General features: G+C 66.0%; 10 protein-coding genes. 7 read left to right on the top strand and 3 right to left on the bottom strand.

The genetic code is table 11. The features are described 5' to 3' along the window. Positions 1 to 15: 15 nt before the first annotated feature. On the bottom strand, positions 16 to 282 hold the full coding sequence (locus IPM06_06900; GenBank protein ID MBK8770142.1) for a hypothetical protein: 267 nt from the start codon (positions 280 to 282) through the stop codon (positions 16 to 18). A gap of 93 nt (positions 283 to 375) precedes the next feature. Between IPM06_06900 and IPM06_06895 the strand changes: the two genes are divergently transcribed. From IPM06_06895 to trxA, 7 genes are all read left to right on the top strand, one after another. Further along, positions 376 to 1,926 (top strand): winged helix-turn-helix domain-containing protein, encoded by a 1,551-nt coding sequence (locus tag IPM06_06895; GenBank protein ID MBK8770141.1) that lies wholly within the window; start codon positions 376 to 378, stop codon positions 1,924 to 1,926. Positions 1,927 to 2,079: 153 nt separating this feature from the next. Further along, on the top strand, positions 2,080 to 4,527 hold the full coding sequence (locus IPM06_06890) for a PAS domain-containing sensor histidine kinase (GenBank protein ID MBK8770140.1): 2,448 nt from the start codon (positions 2,080 to 2,082) through the stop codon (positions 4,525 to 4,527). Between the two features lie 57 nt (positions 4,528 to 4,584). Then, entirely contained in the window at positions 4,585 to 6,090 is a 1,506-nt protein-coding gene (gene tsaE / locus IPM06_06885; GenBank protein MBK8770139.1) for a tRNA (adenosine(37)-N6)-threonylcarbamoyltransferase complex ATPase subunit type 1 TsaE, read from the top strand. Beyond that, positions 6,087 to 6,812, top strand: a complete 726-nt coding sequence (locus IPM06_06880) for a nucleotidyltransferase family protein (protein ID MBK8770138.1) — start codon at positions 6,087 to 6,089, stop codon at positions 6,810 to 6,812. Before tsaE ends, IPM06_06880 begins: the two co-directional genes overlap by 4 nt. Position 6,813: 1 nt before the next feature. Continuing rightward, positions 6,814 to 9,789, top strand: a complete 2,976-nt coding sequence (gene addB, locus IPM06_06875; GenBank protein ID MBK8770137.1) for a double-strand break repair protein AddB — start codon at positions 6,814 to 6,816, stop codon at positions 9,787 to 9,789. Next, positions 9,786 to 13,181, top strand: coding sequence for a double-strand break repair helicase AddA (addA, locus tag IPM06_06870; protein ID MBK8770136.1), 3,396 nt, complete (start codon positions 9,786 to 9,788; stop codon positions 13,179 to 13,181). The genes addB and addA overlap by 4 nt, the downstream gene beginning before the upstream one ends. Before the next feature lie 57 nt (positions 13,182 to 13,238). Further along, the gene (gene trxA, locus IPM06_06865) at positions 13,239 to 13,559 is read left to right on the top strand and encodes a thioredoxin (protein ID MBK8770135.1); all 321 of its coding nucleotides are present in this window, start codon (positions 13,239 to 13,241) and stop codon (positions 13,557 to 13,559) included. 11 nt (positions 13,560 to 13,570) lie between these two features. Here the strand turns inward: trxA and IPM06_06860 are convergent, their stop codons facing one another. After that, entirely contained in the window at positions 13,571 to 14,896 is a 1,326-nt protein-coding gene (locus tag IPM06_06860; GenBank protein MBK8770134.1) for a bifunctional folylpolyglutamate synthase/dihydrofolate synthase, read from the bottom strand. A 6-nt stretch (positions 14,897 to 14,902) separates the two neighbouring features. After that, a complete protein-coding gene (locus tag IPM06_06855) occupies positions 14,903 to 15,790 on the bottom strand; it encodes an acetyl-CoA carboxylase carboxyltransferase subunit beta (protein ID MBK8770133.1) in 888 nt (295 codons plus the stop codon). Between the last annotated feature and the right edge of the window lies 1 nt (position 15,791).

The raw sequence follows: 15,791 nt of genomic DNA, 5'->3' as shown, positions 1-15,791 counted from the left end.
GCCCTTTTTTTGTCTTCACGCCTTGTCCGCACCCTGCCGCACGCCCGCTGCCCGCGCGAAGGCGGTGTGCAGGCTTCTGATGTGGGGGCGGGGTTGCCACAGGGCTTCGGCGTCGAGATCGATGTCGGTGACGAGATGCGGATCGTAGTGGCGCAGATGCCGGATGGCCGCCATCTCCACGCGGCGCGCGCGCCAGCCGGTGATGACATCGACTGCTTCCTCGAAAGCGTGATGGAGCTGCCGGGCGATGAATGTCTGCGGGGCTTGGATTGCGTGGGGCATTGTGATTATCTCCTGGCAACAGATTGCCGGGGCACAGTGGCGCGAGTTCAGGGTTCAAGTCCTGAAACCGGCCTGAAGTTGTGGTGAAACCCGGTGAAAGCAGCGACCGACCCTCCTGCCGCCGTCGTTCAGCCCGCCCCTGGCGGTGCGTTTTCCTTTGCGGGCTTCACACTGGACACGGCGAAGGGCGTGCTGCGGCGCGGCCAGGTTCCGGTTGAGCTTCGCCCCAAATCCTTTGCGCTCCTCGGTTATCTCGTCCGCCATGCGGGCCGCGTCGTCCCCAAGGATGAGTTGCTGGATGCGGTGTGGAACGATGTGATGGTGACGGAGGATTCCGTCACGCAATGCATCCGCGACATTCGCCTGGCGCTGGGCGCGGAGGGACAGGTGCTGATCCGCACCCTGCCGCGGCGCGGATATCTGTTTGAAAAACAGCCGGATGCGGCGGCCTCTTCCGCCATGACGGCGGCGCCGGACAGGCACAGCCGGCCACGGCTTGCGGTGCTTCCTTTCCGCAATCTGGGTGGCCGTGCCGATCAGGACTATCTCTGCGCCGGCATCACGGAAGACATCATCACGGCGCTCGCACGGTTTTCCTCGCTCACCGTCACGGGCCGGCACGCGATCAACGGACTGATGGGCCTTGCGGCTGATCCGCAAACGGCGGCGGAAGCCTTCGGCGTCGGCTACATCGTCGATGGCAGCCTGCGCTTTGCCGGCAACCGCATCCGCATCACGGCGCGGCTTCTTGCCGTGCACAGCGGCATCACCCTGTGGGCCGACAACTTCGACCGCGGACGCGACAGCATCTTCGCGATCCAGGATGAGGTTGTAACCTCGATTGCCGCCGCGCTGGATGAACGCCTTGTGGTGGATGGCGCAGGTCAGGCGCGGCAGAAGCCACCCGGCAACTGGTCCGCCTATGATTGCCTGCTGCAGGGCCGCGAACTGTGCAACCAGCACCGCGAGTTCGAATCCCTGCCCTTCCTCAGGGAAGCGGTGGAACGTGATCCTGAATCGGCCCTGGCGCTGGGATGGTATGCCATTGCCCAGTCCTGCGCCTATGCCATGACGGCAAATCCCGTCTATCGTGAGGCAAGCCTGCAATCCGCCACGCAAGCGTTGCAATGTGACGACCGCAACGACACGGCCCATTGGGGCAGGGCGGCAGCCCTGTTGTGGAGCGGGCAGTTGTCCGAGGCGGGGCCCCATTTCCGGCGCGCCATGTCGCTCAATCCCGCCAACATCCAGGTGCGGGGCGATTACGCGGGCTGGCTCCGCTACGGAGGGCACACGGAGGAGGCAGAGCGCGAGATTGATGCGGCCCTGCAGCAGGACCCTTTTGCGCCGCAGTGGTTTCATGCGGTGCGGGCGGGCGTGCTGTTCGACAAGAAAGACTACGCGGGTGCCCGTGCCGAAATTCGCACGCTGCCTTTCCAGAATGCCTGCAATCACATGTATTATATCTCGGCCTGCGCCTGGCAGGGCGATTCTGCGGCTGTTGGTCCCCGGCTGAATGCGCTTCTCCAGCTCATGCCACATGCCTCCATTGCCGCCGCTGCCGGCATCAACCCTTATGCCGATCCCGCACAGCGCCAGCATTTCCTCGACGGGCTGCGCAAGGCCGGATTGCCTGAAGCCTGAGGCGCGAGAAGCGGACGGCGCAGAAGAAACTGGAACAGCAGCACAAATTGGCTTGCCGTGGTGGATTCACCTCGCGGGGTGTTTCTGTCTATACCGGGTCATTCCATGTTGGTTGGTGATTCGCGTTTCGTAGGGGCGGGCGGAGGTGCATTCGTGACTCTGAGGGATGGCATGTGGGGAACTCAGGGCTGCGCCATGCGCGCGGGCCTCTCCATGCTTGCCCTTTTTGCCAGCGCCCCTGGGGCTCTCGCTGAATCCTACCTTCCCCTCAGCGCCGAAAGCCTCACCGCCACGGCGCTGGCTGCGACCGCACTTCTGCTCGCCACCGGCTTTGCCTCGCTTGCCGTTGTCCGCCTGCGCCGCAAGCTGCAAGCCGAGCGCGCCCGCGTGGCTGATCTCGAATTGCTGCTGAACGAAGCAGAGGTTTCGCTGCTCTCGGAACCGCAGGTGCTTGTGATCTGGCGTGGCTCCGACGCAAAGCCGGAGCGCCTCATCAACAACATGCGCGGCACCGCGCAGGTGCCGCCGCAGAGCAACGAGGTGCTCGCCTTCGCCGATTGGCTGGAGCGTGATTCACATGCGGGCCTCACCGCCTCGCTGGCCTCGCTCCGCGGTTCGGGCAAGGCCTTCAACATCGGCATCAAGACGCTCAAGGGCGAGTTGCTGGAAGCGGATGGCCGCGCCGCCGGGGGCCTCGCCACGCTCCGCATCCGCCCCCTCATCGGCGACCGGCGGCAGATGACGGAACTTTCCTTCGATGCCAGCAAGCTCGGCAAGCAGGTGGAGCGTCTCTCCTCCATCCTCGACGCCGCGCCCTTCCCCGCGTGGATCCAGGGCAAGGACGGCGCATTGGCCTGGGCCAACCAGGCCTATGTCGCGGCCGTGGACGCCAGCACCTTCGAAGGCGCACAACAGGCCGGCGGATTGATGAAGGCCACCGATCTCGATGCCAGCCGTGCTGATCCGGCGCGGCATCTCCTCGGCCGCATCCATGCAGTGCAGCAGGGCAACCGCCGCGCCTACAACATCCACGAGATGCCCATCGACGGCGGCACCGCCGGCTTTGCCATCGACGTGACGGCGCTGGAAAATGCCGAGAAGGAACTGGACCGGCACATCCGCGCCCACACCTCGACGCTCGACAAGCTCAATACCGCCATCGCCATCTTCGGGCCTGACCAGCGCCTGCGCTTCTTCAACCAGGCTTACGTGAAGCTCTGGGGCCACGATGTGAAATGGCTGGAGGGACAACCGCTCGACGGCGAGATCCTCGATCGCCTGCGCGCCGCGCGGCAATTGCCGGAACAGGCCAACTACCGGGAATGGAAGACGAAGCAGCTCTCGAGCTACACCACGCTCGATGTGCGCGAGAACTACTGGTACCTGCCGGATGGCCGCTCGCTCATGGTGATCTGCGAGCAGCATCCCTTCGGTGGCGTCACCTATCTCTACGAAAACCTCACCAAGGAACATCAACTCGAAAGCCGCGTAAACGAATTGTTCGACACGCAGCGCGAGACACTGGACAATCTCGCCGAAGCCGTGGCGCTGTTCGGAACCGATGGCTGCCTGAGGCTCGCCAATCCGTCCTTCGAACGCCTGTGGCAGGTGACGGCGGCGGCGAAGTCGCACGTCGATGAATTCTCCCGCCTGCCGGGACTGGAACCCGATGCGCGCGCCGCGTGGTCCGACATCCGCTACGGCATCACGGGACTCGAAGGATCACGCAAGCTGGCGGAAGGGCGCTTCCGCCATGGCGACCTGTTCCTCGGCTTCCGCGCCGTGCCGCTGCCCGATGGCCACGCGCTCGTGACCTTCGCCGATGTCACGGATTCGGTGCGCGCCGAACAGGCGTTGCGCGACCGCACGGAAGCCCTGGAAGCGGCCGACCGCCTGAAGACCACCTTCCTCTCCAGCGTCTCCTACGAAATCCGCACGCCGCTCACCTCCATCTCCGGCTTCTCGGAAGCGCTCGAGGCCGGGATTGCCGGCGATCTCTCCGTCAAGCAGCGTGAATACGTGCTCGATATCCGCCGCTCGGCGGGCGACCTCACCACCATCATCGATGCGATCATCGATCTGTCCGCCATCGATGCGGGTGCCATGGAACTGAAGGTGGCGCCCATCGACGTGATGACGCTGCTCGAAAACGCCACGACACGGGTCATGCCCGCGCTGGAGCGGCGCAACCAGACGATCTCCATCGAGGTCGCCGCCAATGTGCCCGAGATCCGCGGCGATGCGGCGCGGCTGGAGCAGGTCATGGGCCATCTTCTCTCCAACGCCATCGGCTTTTCGCAGCCCGGCGCCAAGATCACCATGGGGGCGCGGCGCGCCAAGGACATGGTGCAGATCTGGGTCGCCGACACGGGCCGCGGCATGGATTCGGAATTCCAGGGCAAGGCCTTCGAGCGCTTCCAGTCAAAGCCCCTGCCGGGCAGCCACCGCGGGCCGGGCTTGGGCCTGTCGCTGGTGAAGAGCTTCACGGAACTGCATGGCGGACGGGTGTCGCTGGTATCGAAGCTCGACCATGGAACCACCGTCGTCTGCTCCCTCCCCGTTGACGGCCCGCAACGCAAATCCGCCGCACGGGCAGCATAGCGGGATGACGCTCAATCGGTGATGGCAGACCTTCATTCAAGAACATCAGCACCCCATATGCTCATCCGTTCCACCTCACCCGCCGAGACCGAAGCTCTTGCAGCGCGCCTGTCGCTGTGGGCGCGGCCCGGTTTTGTGGTTCTGCTCACGGGCGATCTCGGCAGCGGCAAATCCACCTTCGCGCGCGCCTTCATCCGGGCGCTGGCGGACGGGCGCGATGATTTCGATGTTCCGAGCCCCACCTTCACGCTCGTGCAAGCCTACGACGAGACGCGGCTTCCCACCTTCCACGCCGATCTCTACCGCCTGAAATCAACGGGCGATGCCGCCGAACTCGGCTTGGGCGACCTCCTGCAAAGCCATGTGGGGCTGGTGGAATGGCCGGAGCTTCTGCCGCCGGGACTGACGGCGGACATCCTGCGCGTGAGCCTCTCCGGCAGCGGCGAGGAGCGCCACGTCACGCTTGCAGCGGAAGGCGCGTGGGTGAAGGCGCTGGCGCGTGACGCGGAGATCGAACAGTTCCTCCTTTCAACGCAACCCTGCACCCGGCACTTCCTCGAAGGCGATGCTTCGGCGCGGCGCTACGAGTGGCTCACCGTTGCAGACGGTTCACAGCCCATCCTCATGGACATGCCGATGCGGCCCGATGGTCCGCCCGTCAAGGATGGCAAGCCCTACAGCGCCATTGCCCATCTTGCCGAAGGTTTGCCCGCGGTCGTCGGCATGAACACGCTGCTGGTGGCGCGGGGCTACAGCGCGCCACGCATCCTGCGGGCCGATCTGAAGCCCGGTCTGGCGCTCATCGAAAATCTGGGATCGCGCGTCTATGGCAAGATGCTGCTGGCTGGCGAGGACATGACGGAGCCCATGCTGGCGGCTGCCGACGTGCTCGCCGACATGGCCCGCTTTTCCTGGCCCACGGAGGTGCCTGCAGGTGAAGGTGTCGTCCACCGCATCGCGCCCTATGACGCCGATGCGCTGCTGATCGAGGCCGATCTGCTGCCGTCGTGGTTCTGGGCCTACCTCCATGGGGCCGCGCCCCCTGCCAGCGTGAACGCCAGCTTTGCCGGGGTCTGGCGCAAGCTCGTGCCGCACACGGTGCAGGCGCGGCCGCAGTGGGTGTTGCGTGACTACCATTCGCCCAACCTGTTGTGGATTCCCGAGCGCAAGGGCCTGCAGCGCGTCGGCCTCATCGACACGCAGGATGCGGTGATGGGCCATGCCGCCTATGATCTCATGTCCATGACGCAGGATGCACGCGTCGATATTCCCGATGCGCTGGCCGAGAAGACCGTGGCGCATTACCTGTCGCTCCGCAGTGCCGAGACGGATTTCGACCGCAGCGCCTTCCTCACCGCCTACGCCGTTCTGGGCGCACAGCGGGCGACGAAAATTCTGGGCATCTTCGCGCGCCTGTCGAAGCGTGACGGCAAGCATGGCTATCTCCGCCACATGCCGCGCGTCTCGCGCGCCCTTGCCAGGAACCTCGCGCATCCCGTGCTTGCGGAGTTGAAGCAGTGGTATCTCGACCATCTTCCCGAAGCGCTCTCGGTGACGGCATGACGGCGCGCATCGGCCATACGGCGATGGTACTGGCGGCAGGTTTCGGCACACGCATGCGGCCGCTCACCAACACCTGCCCCAAGCCGCTCATCCCCGTGGCGGGACAACCCATCATTGCCCATGACTTCGAGCGCCTGCGCGCGGCGGAGGTGACGAAGGCCATCGTCAACGCGCATTATCTCGCCGATCAGATCGCGGCGTGGTGCGCCACGGTCACGTCGCCTGCCACGATCGTCTCGGACGAGCGCGATGCCATCCTCGATACAGGGGGCGGCATTGCAAGGGCGCTGCCGCTCCTGGGGGATGATCCGTTCTTCGTGCTCAACAGCGACTCCTTCTGGATCGACAGGGGGACGCCCGCGCTCTCGCGGCTGCGCGCGGCCTGGGACGACTCCCGCATGGATTGCCTGCTGCTGCTCTGTGATCCTGTCCACACCACGGGCTATGACGGCACGGGCGACTTTGCCATCGCCGGTGATGGCAGACTCACGCGGGCGAAACACGCGCCCGGACAGATGGCCTTCGCCTATATCGGCGGCTACCTCGTGCATCCCCGTCTCTTCGCCGATGCGCCGGCAGGTGCCTTCTCCATGAACCTGTTGTGGGACCGCGCCATATCCGCAGGCCGCCTTTTCGGCCTTGCCCATGATGGCCACTGGCTTCATGTTGGAACACCCGAAGCCATCGGCGCTGCCGAAGACTGGTTGAAACGGAACACCTAGGATGATGCCACAGCCCCGTGTCTGGACCTGTGGGGCCGGACTGCTTGAGGCTCTGGCCGTGCAGGTGCTTGCCGGTTTCCCGCTTGCCTCCCCCGCAGGACAGGACCTTTCGCGCTGGACGATCCTCGTTCCCACGCGGCGTGCGGCGCGGGCGCTGGAGCGGCGGCTGTTCTCGCTCTCGGGGTCCACGGCGATGCTGCTGCCGCGCGTCAGGCCCATCGGTGATGCGGACGAAGACCTGCTGGCCGACGCCTTCCCCGCTGAGCCCGTTCCTGATGCCGTCTCGCCGATGGGACAGCTCTTTCTCCTGCTGGGCCTCATCGACGAGTGGGCCGAGGCTCATCCCCACCTCGCACTGGCGGCGGAGGTCAGGGCCTCGCGCAGCCAGTCGCTCGGGCTTGCGCTGTCACTGGCCGAACTGGTGATGCAGCTTCAGACGGAAGAGAAGGATGTCGATTTCGCCGGGGTCTTCAGCGAGCTTGACCTCGCCGAACACCGGCTCACCATTCTCTCGCTGCTCGGGCTTGTAAACGAACAACTGCCGAAGCGCCTGCATGCCCGCGACCTGCTCGGTCCGGCGGCGCGGCGGAACCTCCTGATCCGGCTTGAGGCGCGGCGCATTGCGCAAGACCCCGGCTCCGGACCCATCATTGCGGCGGGCTCAACCGGCACCAACCCCGCCACGCGCGACCTGCTCAAGGCGATTGCGGATCATCCGCAGGGGGCGGTGATCCTGCCCGGCCTTGATGGCACGCTTGATGCGCCGTCGTGGGAGCAGGCTGGCCCGAACCATCCACAGCACGCCCTCAAGATCCTGCTCGCCCATCTCGACGTCGACCGCGCCCATGTGCGGGACCTGTGCGAGACGTCGCCACGCATGATCCTGGCGCGCGAGGTGATGCGCCCCGCCGGGACGACCGAGCAGTGGGCAGATCCTGCGCTGCTGCCGCGCAGCGCCGTCGATGCAGCGCGTGCGGGCCTGCGATTGATCGAAGCGCCGGACCGGCAGATCGAGGCGCGAAGTGTCGCCCTGCTGTTGCGTGAGGTGCTTGAAACGCCGGACCGCACGGCGGCGCTGGTGACGCCCGACCGCGATCTGGCCCAGATGGTGACGGCGGACGTGGCGCGCTGGTCGGCGGCCGTCGACGACTCTGGTGGCGAACCGCTGATCCGCTTTGGCCGCGCGCAGCTGTGCAAATTGCTCATCGATTGCGTGGAGCAGGACTTCTCACCCGCGGCACTGGTGGCCCTTCTTTCACACCCGCATGTCACGCTGGGGTGCGCGCCGGACGAGGCCCGCAGGCTGGCCCAGCTTTTCGAACTTGCCCTGTTGCGGCAGGACCTGCCGCCCGCTGGCCCCGGCCAGTTCACGGCAACGCTTGCGCAGGTGCAGCACCTCACCACCTTGGACCGGCACGCACCGCGCTACCTGCAACAGCCGGGCGATGCCGGGTGGCAGGCGCTGGGACAGTTCGCAGCGCGCTTCTCCGCCGCACTGCAGCCCCTCGTCCGCGCCCCCGCCGCTGATCTTGCCGGGCATGTGCAGTTGGTGATGGCATCGCTCGCCATGCTGGCGCCGCAGCCGGATGCCACGCCCAGCGGCCAGCTGTTCGCGGACGTGATGGAGGCCCTGCAGCAGGAATCGCCGCATCATCCCCACGGCTCCCTTGCCCGCGCGCTGGTGAGCATGGTGTGGGCGCTCCGCCAGGAGACGTTGCGTCCACAGCGTCCGGACGCCACGCGGCTTGCGATCTTCGGTCTGGCGGAAGCCCGCATGATCGAGGCTGATCTCGTGGTGATGGCGGGACTGAACGAAACGATCTGGCCCGCCGCCGCCGATCCCGGTCCGTGGATCAACCGCGCCATGCGCGACAGCCTTGGCCTCTCGCAACCCGAACGCAGCATCGGGCAGACGGCGCACGACCTTGCACAAGGCCTGCTGCACCGGAACGTGGTGCTGAGTTGGTCGCGCCGCGCCGGAACGGCACCGCTGATGCCGTCGCGCTGGATCCTGCGCCTGCGCGCCTTGCTGGAAAAATCGGGGATCCCCCCGCAGCAGCAACTGGATGTCACGGTGCCTGCGCTCGCGCGACTGCTCGATACGCCGGTGAGCGCCAGCAGCCTTGCCATGCCGCGCCCGGCACCGCCGGTGGACTTGCGGCCCGTGTCGTTCTCCGTCACAGAGATCGAGAAACTGATCCGCGATCCCTACGCCATCTTCGCGCGCCGCGTGCTGGCGCTGCAGCCGCTCGATCCGCTTGGCGGAACGGCTGACCATGCCTTGCGCGGCACGCTGTTCCATGAGGCGCTGCGGCGCTTCGTACAGGACAGCGGCGAGACGGCGGAGCAATTGATCGAGGCGGGCCGCGTGGTCTTCACACCCTACATGAACCATCCCGAGGTGCAGCATTTCTGGTGGCCGCGGTTCCGCCGCATGGCTCTGGCCTTTGCCGAAGAAGATGCGCTCCTGCGTCAGGACATTGTGGCCCGCGTCGTCGAGCGCCGGGGATCAGCCGTCTTCACCATCGCGGGGCGCGAACACACGTTGCGGGCCCAGGCCGACCGGATTGACGTCACCACGACTGGCAAGGCGCGCTTCATTGACTACAAGACGGGCGCCATCCCCACCGCCAGGCAGGTGGAGGCCGGGCTCAACCCGCAACTCACACTGGAGGCCGCGATCCTCCGCCATGGCACGTTCGAGGGACTGGAAGCCACCGACACGGATGACCTGCTCTACATCCGCGCCGGCGGCGGACGGCCTCCCGTGGAGGTCCTGTCGCTGGCCAAGAAGCTCACGGCCACGGATGTGGTGAGCCTTTCCGAACTGCATTTCGCAGGCCTGAAGAGCCTGCTCAGCCAATACCAGGCGGCAGGACAGGGCTATGTGCCGCGTGCCGTCATGCACAAGGAGGGCGACGCTTCCGACTTCGACCACCTCTCGCGCTTTGCCGAATGGTCGCGGAGTGGCGAATGAGCAAGTTGCCCGGCAAACGAACCGTCACGCCCACCCGGGAGCAGCTCGAAGCAGCGGAACCAACGCGTTCCGTCTGGGTGATGGCCAATGCGGGCTCGGGCAAGACGCATGTGCTGGTGAACCGCGTGGTGCGCCTGCTGCTTGCGGGCTGCACGCCGGAGAGCATTCTCTGCCTCACCTTCACCAAGGCGGCGGCGGCGGAGATGTCGCTCCGGCTGTTCAAGCTGCTGGCCTCGTGGATCGGGCTCAGTGATGCGCAGCTTGCCGCAGCCTTGACGGAGCTGGGACTGGAGCAGGTCTCGCCTGTTGAACTGGCGCGGGCGCGGCGGCTCTTTGCCGTCGCCATCGAAACGCCGGGCGGCCTCAAGATCCAGACCATCCACGCCTTCTGTGAAAAGCTGCTGCAACTCTTCCCCGCAGAATCGGGCCTTGCCCCCGGCTTCCGCGTCATGGACGAGACGGACCGGCAATTGCTCCTCGCCGAAGCCCGCAATGCCGCGCTTGCGGATGCCGCGGACGCGGACGACCTTGCCCTTCTCGACGAAGGCCTCCTGGCGGCGGAAAGTCTGGAAGCCCTGTGCAAGTCGTTCCTGCAGGCCACCTCGCCCCTCAACGCCAGCATCGCGGAAGACGTTGATCCCGGAGCGATCGACGTTGCGTTGCGCAGCATCATCAGGACCCAGTCCCATGGGGGCACGGCCGAAATCGAGACGCTCATCCTGGGCCGCGACCGCGCCCGCTATGCCCATGCTGCGGTGAGCCTCACCGGTGTTGCACCCTATCGCGATCGCGACGCCGCCGCCTTCTTCCACACGGTCCACACCTGCGCCGACGCGCAGATGATGATCACGATCCTCACCGGGACCCTGTTCACCAAACAGGGCGAACCCCGAAAGCAGGGCTTGTTCTCGACAGCCACACGCGCCCGCCTTGCCGACATCTGCGCCTGGTTCGATACGGAGTGTGAGGAGCTTGTCACGCTGCTCACGCTGCACACGCTGTCGCGCAAGGTTGATGCCACGGCGGCCGTGCTCCGTCTCATGCGCCGCATTGACGGCAAGTTCCGCGCCCTCAAGCAGCAGCGCGGACTCTACGACTTCGATGATCTCATCATGCGCACGCGCGCCCTCGTGCACAATTCGCCTTCGGCGCAATGGGTGCTGAAAAAGCTGGATGGCAACCTGGCGCACATCCTGGTGGACGAAGCGCAAGACACGAGCCCGGCGCAATGGCACATCATCACGGCGCTCGCCGACGAATTCTTTGCCGGCCATGGTCAGACCAGCGGCGTCCGCACGCTCTTCGTGGTGGGCGACATCAAGCAGTCGATCTACAGTTTCCAGGGGGCGGATACGGTCGCCTTTGCGGGGGCGCGTGACCATTTCCGCAGCAAGACAGCAGGCAGCGGCTCTCCCTTGCGGGAGATCAATCTGACGGTGTCCTATCGCACGCTCCCTGCCGTGCTGAAGGTGGTGGACACCGTCTTTGCCGCAGATGCCCCGGCGACGAAGGGCCTCCGCCAGGACGGGCGCGACGGCGGCCATTCCGCCAACCGCATGGAGGAAGGTAACGGCATCTTCGAACTCTGGCCGCTGTTCCAGCCACCCGATGCCCCACCGCATGCGCCGTGGCAGGCACCGGTGGACCGGGCCGGAGCCGAATCACCCCGCCAGCAACTGGCCCGCTATATTGCGGCACGCATCAAGGACTGGCTGGGCAAGCGTCTGCTCGTCTCCCAGAACCGCGCCGTCGAAGCCGGAGACATCCTCATCCTGCTGCAAAGGCGCGGTGTGCTGTTCGAGGCGCTTCTGGCGGAACTGCGGCGGCAGGGCATTCCCGTCGCGGGGGCCGACCGGCTGAAGCTGCAGGCGAACCTCGCCGTCATGGATGTGATGGCGCTGATCCAGTTCAGTTTGCTCACGGAAGACGACCTGTCGCTCGCTTCAGTGCTGAAGAGCCCGCTTGTTCCCGTGGCCCTCACGGACGACGACCTCACCGTTCTTGCTCCCGGCCGCAAGGGCACCCTCTGGCAGGCACTCACGGCGAGCGGACGGCATGGCGAAACCGTTGCCTTCCTGGAGAGCTGCCTCGCCCACGCCGCAACGGCATCACCGCATGGCTTCATCACCCATGTGCTGACTGGTGCACGCCAGCGCATCGTGGCGCGTCTCGGCTTTGAAGCACAGGACGCCACGGACATGCTGCTCGACACCGCGCTCTCCTTCGAGCGTGACAGCGGCACCTCGCTTGCGGCCTTCCTGCACTGGTTCCGGGCGCGCGATGAAGACGTGAAGCGCGAACTGGAAGGGCCCGCGGGCGAGGTCCGGATCATGACAGTGCACGGCGCAAAGGGGCTGGAGGCCAATATCGTGATCCTGCCCGATGCCGCCGACATGCCGGGCGCGCGCGGCGGGCCAAACCTTCTCGCCGTTCCGCTCCCCGGCAACGCAGCCGGGTTCATTCCGTTCTTCGACATGACCACGGTCATCAAGCCCGCCGCCGTCAGCCAGTGGAAGGATGTGGAGGGCGACAAGAACAAGGACGAACGCAAACGCCTCCTCTATGTCGCCATGACGCGGGCGCGGGACGAACTCTACATCGGCGGCGCGCAAGGGCAGAACAAGCTGGATGATGACTGCTGGTATTCCCTCGTGAAGGCGGGCTTGGACAATAAGCCGGAAGAGCCGGAGCGGCGCGGCGTCGCGGGCCTTCATCCCGCTGGTGATCTCGTGCGCATCGGTGATGAGCCGGTGGTGGCGGAGGGTGGAGCGGACAGATCATCCGGCGTGCGTCTGCCGCTCCCGGCCTGGGCGCTGGCGCCCGCACCAGCCGACAGCCGCCAGCCAGTCTGGGAGTCCGTCACGCGCGTGGCGGCACGGGGCGGCACGGTGTTCGACCGCACGGCAGCGCAGCGGGGCGTGGCGCTCCACCGCGTGCTGGACCAGATGAAAAGCGGCGACAGCCCTGCGGCGGTGGCGGCGCGCCTCGCACGGCAATCGCTCGATGCTGCCCTGGCGGAACCCTTGCATGGCCTTCTCAGCCGCGCCGACACGGCCGGCTATTTCGCCAGCGATGCCCGCAGCGAGGCCGCCATCGCCGGCAGGCTGGAGGGTCTCCCGCCGGTGCAAGGCCGCCTCGACCGCCTGCGGATCGACGATGATGCGCTGTGGCTCCTCGACTTCAAGACAGGGCGCCCCGGCGACATGCAGCGTGAGTCGCATATCCGGCAGATGGCGCAGTATGCCGCTGTGCTGGCGGCGGCCTTTCCGGGGCGGCCGGTCAAGGCTGCCCTGCTCTGGACGCAGGACATGCGGCTGGAAACACTGGCAGAATCGGCACTTGCCCAGGCCCTCGCGGAGCTGCGCCAGGAACACGCCGGCGGCGCGGCTTGACCCGGCGCACCGTCATCACTACCTCTGTCGCATCACCTTCAACCGGAGTTCCCTTCCATGGCCACCCACAAAGTCACCGACGCATCCTTCGATGCGGATGTTCTCAAGTCCGATACGCCCGTGGTGGTGGATTTCTGGGCGGAGTGGTGCGGGCCCTGCAAGATGATCGGCCCGTCGCTTGAGGAAATCGCCGCCTCGCTCGGCCCCAAGGCCAAGATCGTGAAGATCAACATCGATGAAAACCCGCAGACCCCGTCGAAGTATGGCGTGCGCGGCATTCCCACGCTCATGGTGTTCAAGGGCGGCAAGCTCGCCTCCACCAAGGTCGGTGCGGCACCCAAGGGCGCGCTGCAGAGCTGGATCGAACAGTCGATCTGATCTGAGGCAGGTCAGCGGCGGGCGACGCCGCTCACCGCCGACATTTCCGTTCCCTCTTCCGCCGCCAGCACATGGCCTGCGAGGTAGAGCGAACCACAGATGAGAATACGTGAGGCAGGACCGGAAGCGGCCTGCCTCACGGCGTTTTCCACCCCCGTCGCCGCCTCTGCCGCAACACCAAGATTGCGCACGGTTGCTGCAAGGTCATCCGCCGGAATGGCATTGGGTTCACCAGGTATGGTGAGGGTGATCACCCGGCTGGCGAGTGCTGCGAGCGGACGGAAGAACTGGCTCGCATCCTTGGTGTTGAGCATGCCCCAGACCAGGGTGAGCGGCTTGCCGTCCTTCCGTGCCATGGCCGACAGCGCATCGGCCAGCACCACGCCGGCATCGGCATTGTGTCCACCATCCAGCCAGAGTTCGGACCCTCCCGGCAGCAGCGCCGAGAGATGACCGCCCTTGAGGCGTTGCAGGCGCGCCGGCCACTGCGCGGTTTCGAGTCCGCGGGCGATGGCGTCTTCGCCGATGCGGCTGTCTTCGAGCGCGCGCATGAGGGCGATGGCATTTCCTGCGTTGTTGATCTGGTGGCCACCACGCAGCGCAGGCAGCGGCAGGTCGAGCAGTCCGTCCCCGTCCTGGAACACGAGGCGGCCGTGCTGTTCGAACACATCCCAATCCTGCCCCGCGATGGCGAGTGGTGCGCCTGCCTTCTCCGCCACCTCTTCAATGGCGGCGCGCGCTTCCGGCGGCATGCGGCCGATCACGGCGGGCACGCCGCGTTTCAGGATGCCGGCCTTCTCGCGGGCAATCTGTTCGATCGTCTCGCCGAGAAACTGCTGGTGATCAAGACCGAGCGAGGTGATGGCGGTGGCACGCGGGCGTGGGGTCACATTGGTGGCGTCGAGCCTGCCGCCAAGGCCCACTTCAAGGATGAGATAGTCGGCGGGGGTGCGCGAGAAGGCGAGGAACGCCGCGGCCGTGGTGATCTCGAAGAAGGTGATGGGCGCGCCGCCATTGGCCGCCTCGCATTCTTCCAGCAGGGCCGAAAGCGCCGATTCCGCGATCAGGTCTTTCCCCAGGCGGATGCGCTCGTGAAAGCGCACCAGATGGGGCGAGGTGTAGCAATGGGCGGTCAATCCGGCCGCTTCGATCATGGCGCGGCAGAAGGCGACGGTCGAACCCTTGCCGTTGGTGCCGGCGATGTGGATCACTGGCGGCAGCTTCCGCTCGGGATGGCCGAGGCGCGCGAGGATGCGCTCCATGCGGTCGAGCGACAGGTCGATGATCTTCGGATGCAGCGTCAGCAGCCGCGTCAGGATCGCATCACTGACAGCCATGGTGGATCAGGCCGGCACGAGCGCGGTGGAGGTCATGGATTGCGGCGCCCTCATGAGAATGCGGGCGATCCGTCCGATCGTGGCCTTCATCTCATGGCGATGGACGACGAGATCCACCATGCCGTGATCGCGGAGATATTCCGAACGCTGGAAGCCTTCCGGCAGCTTCTCGCGGATGGTCTGCTCGATCACCCGCTGTCCGGCAAAACCGATGAGTGCATTGGGTTCGGCCAGATGCACGTCGCCCAGCATGGCATAGGAGGCGGTGACGCCGCCCGTCGTCGGGTTGGTCAGCACCACGATGTAGGGGAGTTTGGCGGCGCGCATTTCCTGCACGGCAATGGTCGTGCGCGGCAACTGCATGAGCGAGAGGATACCCTCCTGCATGCGTGCGCCACCAGAGGCCACGAAGATCACGCACGGGCATTTCTTCTGCACGGCGTGGCGCATGGCGGCGATGATCGCCTCGCCCGCAGCCATGCCCAGAGAGCCGCCGATGAAGCTCATGTCCTGCACCATCACGACCATGTCGAGGCCATCAACCTTGCCGAAGCCCGCGCGCACGGAATCGTCGGCTTCCGTCTTGCTCTTGGCTTCCTTCAGGCGGTCGGCATACTTGCGCTCGTCGCGGAATTTGAGCGGGTCCACGCTCACCTGCGGAAAAGCGATCTTTTCCCACTCGCCACCGTCGAAGACGGATTGCATGCGGGCATCGGCGGGCATGCGGTGATGGTGGTTGGAACCGGGAAAGACGAACTGGTTGGCTTCCAGGTCGCGGTAGAACACCATCTGGCCGGACTCGGGGTCCTTGATCCACATGTTCTCCGGCGTGTCGCGCTTCTGGCCGAGCAGCGAACGGATTTTCGGGCGGACGAAATTCTTGATCCAGTTCATG

It is taken from the genome of Hyphomicrobiales bacterium (assembly GCA_016710435.1).
In the GTDB taxonomy this organism is placed as follows: domain Bacteria; phylum Pseudomonadota; class Alphaproteobacteria; order Rhizobiales; family Aestuariivirgaceae; genus Aestuariivirga.
Note: the sequence above shows the minus strand (reverse complement) of the source record. Positions and strands in the feature narration are given on the sequence as shown.

Bases quoted from the DNA above. Each gene is read 5' to 3' on its own strand.
- IPM06_06900 (MBK8770142.1), bottom strand. From the start codon at position 282: ATGCCCCACGCAATCCAAGCCCCGCAGACATTCATCGCCCGGCAGCTC.
- tsaE (MBK8770139.1), top strand. From the start codon at position 4,585: ATGCTCATCCGTTCCACCTCACCCGCCGAGACCGAAGCTCTTGCAGCG.
- IPM06_06880 (MBK8770138.1), top strand. From the start codon at position 6,087: ATGACGGCGCGCATCGGCCATACGGCGATGGTACTGGCGGCAGGTTTC.
- addB (MBK8770137.1), top strand. From the start codon at position 6,814: ATGATGCCACAGCCCCGTGTCTGGACCTGTGGGGCCGGACTGCTTGAG.
- addA (MBK8770136.1), top strand. From the start codon at position 9,786: ATGAGCAAGTTGCCCGGCAAACGAACCGTCACGCCCACCCGGGAGCAG.
- trxA (MBK8770135.1), top strand. From the start codon at position 13,239: ATGGCCACCCACAAAGTCACCGACGCATCCTTCGATGCGGATGTTCTC.
- IPM06_06860 (MBK8770134.1), bottom strand. From the start codon at position 14,896: ATGGCTGTCAGTGATGCGATCCTGACGCGGCTGCTGACGCTGCATCCG.
- IPM06_06855 (MBK8770133.1), bottom strand. From the start codon at position 15,790: ATGAACTGGATCAAGAATTTCGTCCGCCCGAAAATCCGTTCGCTGCTC.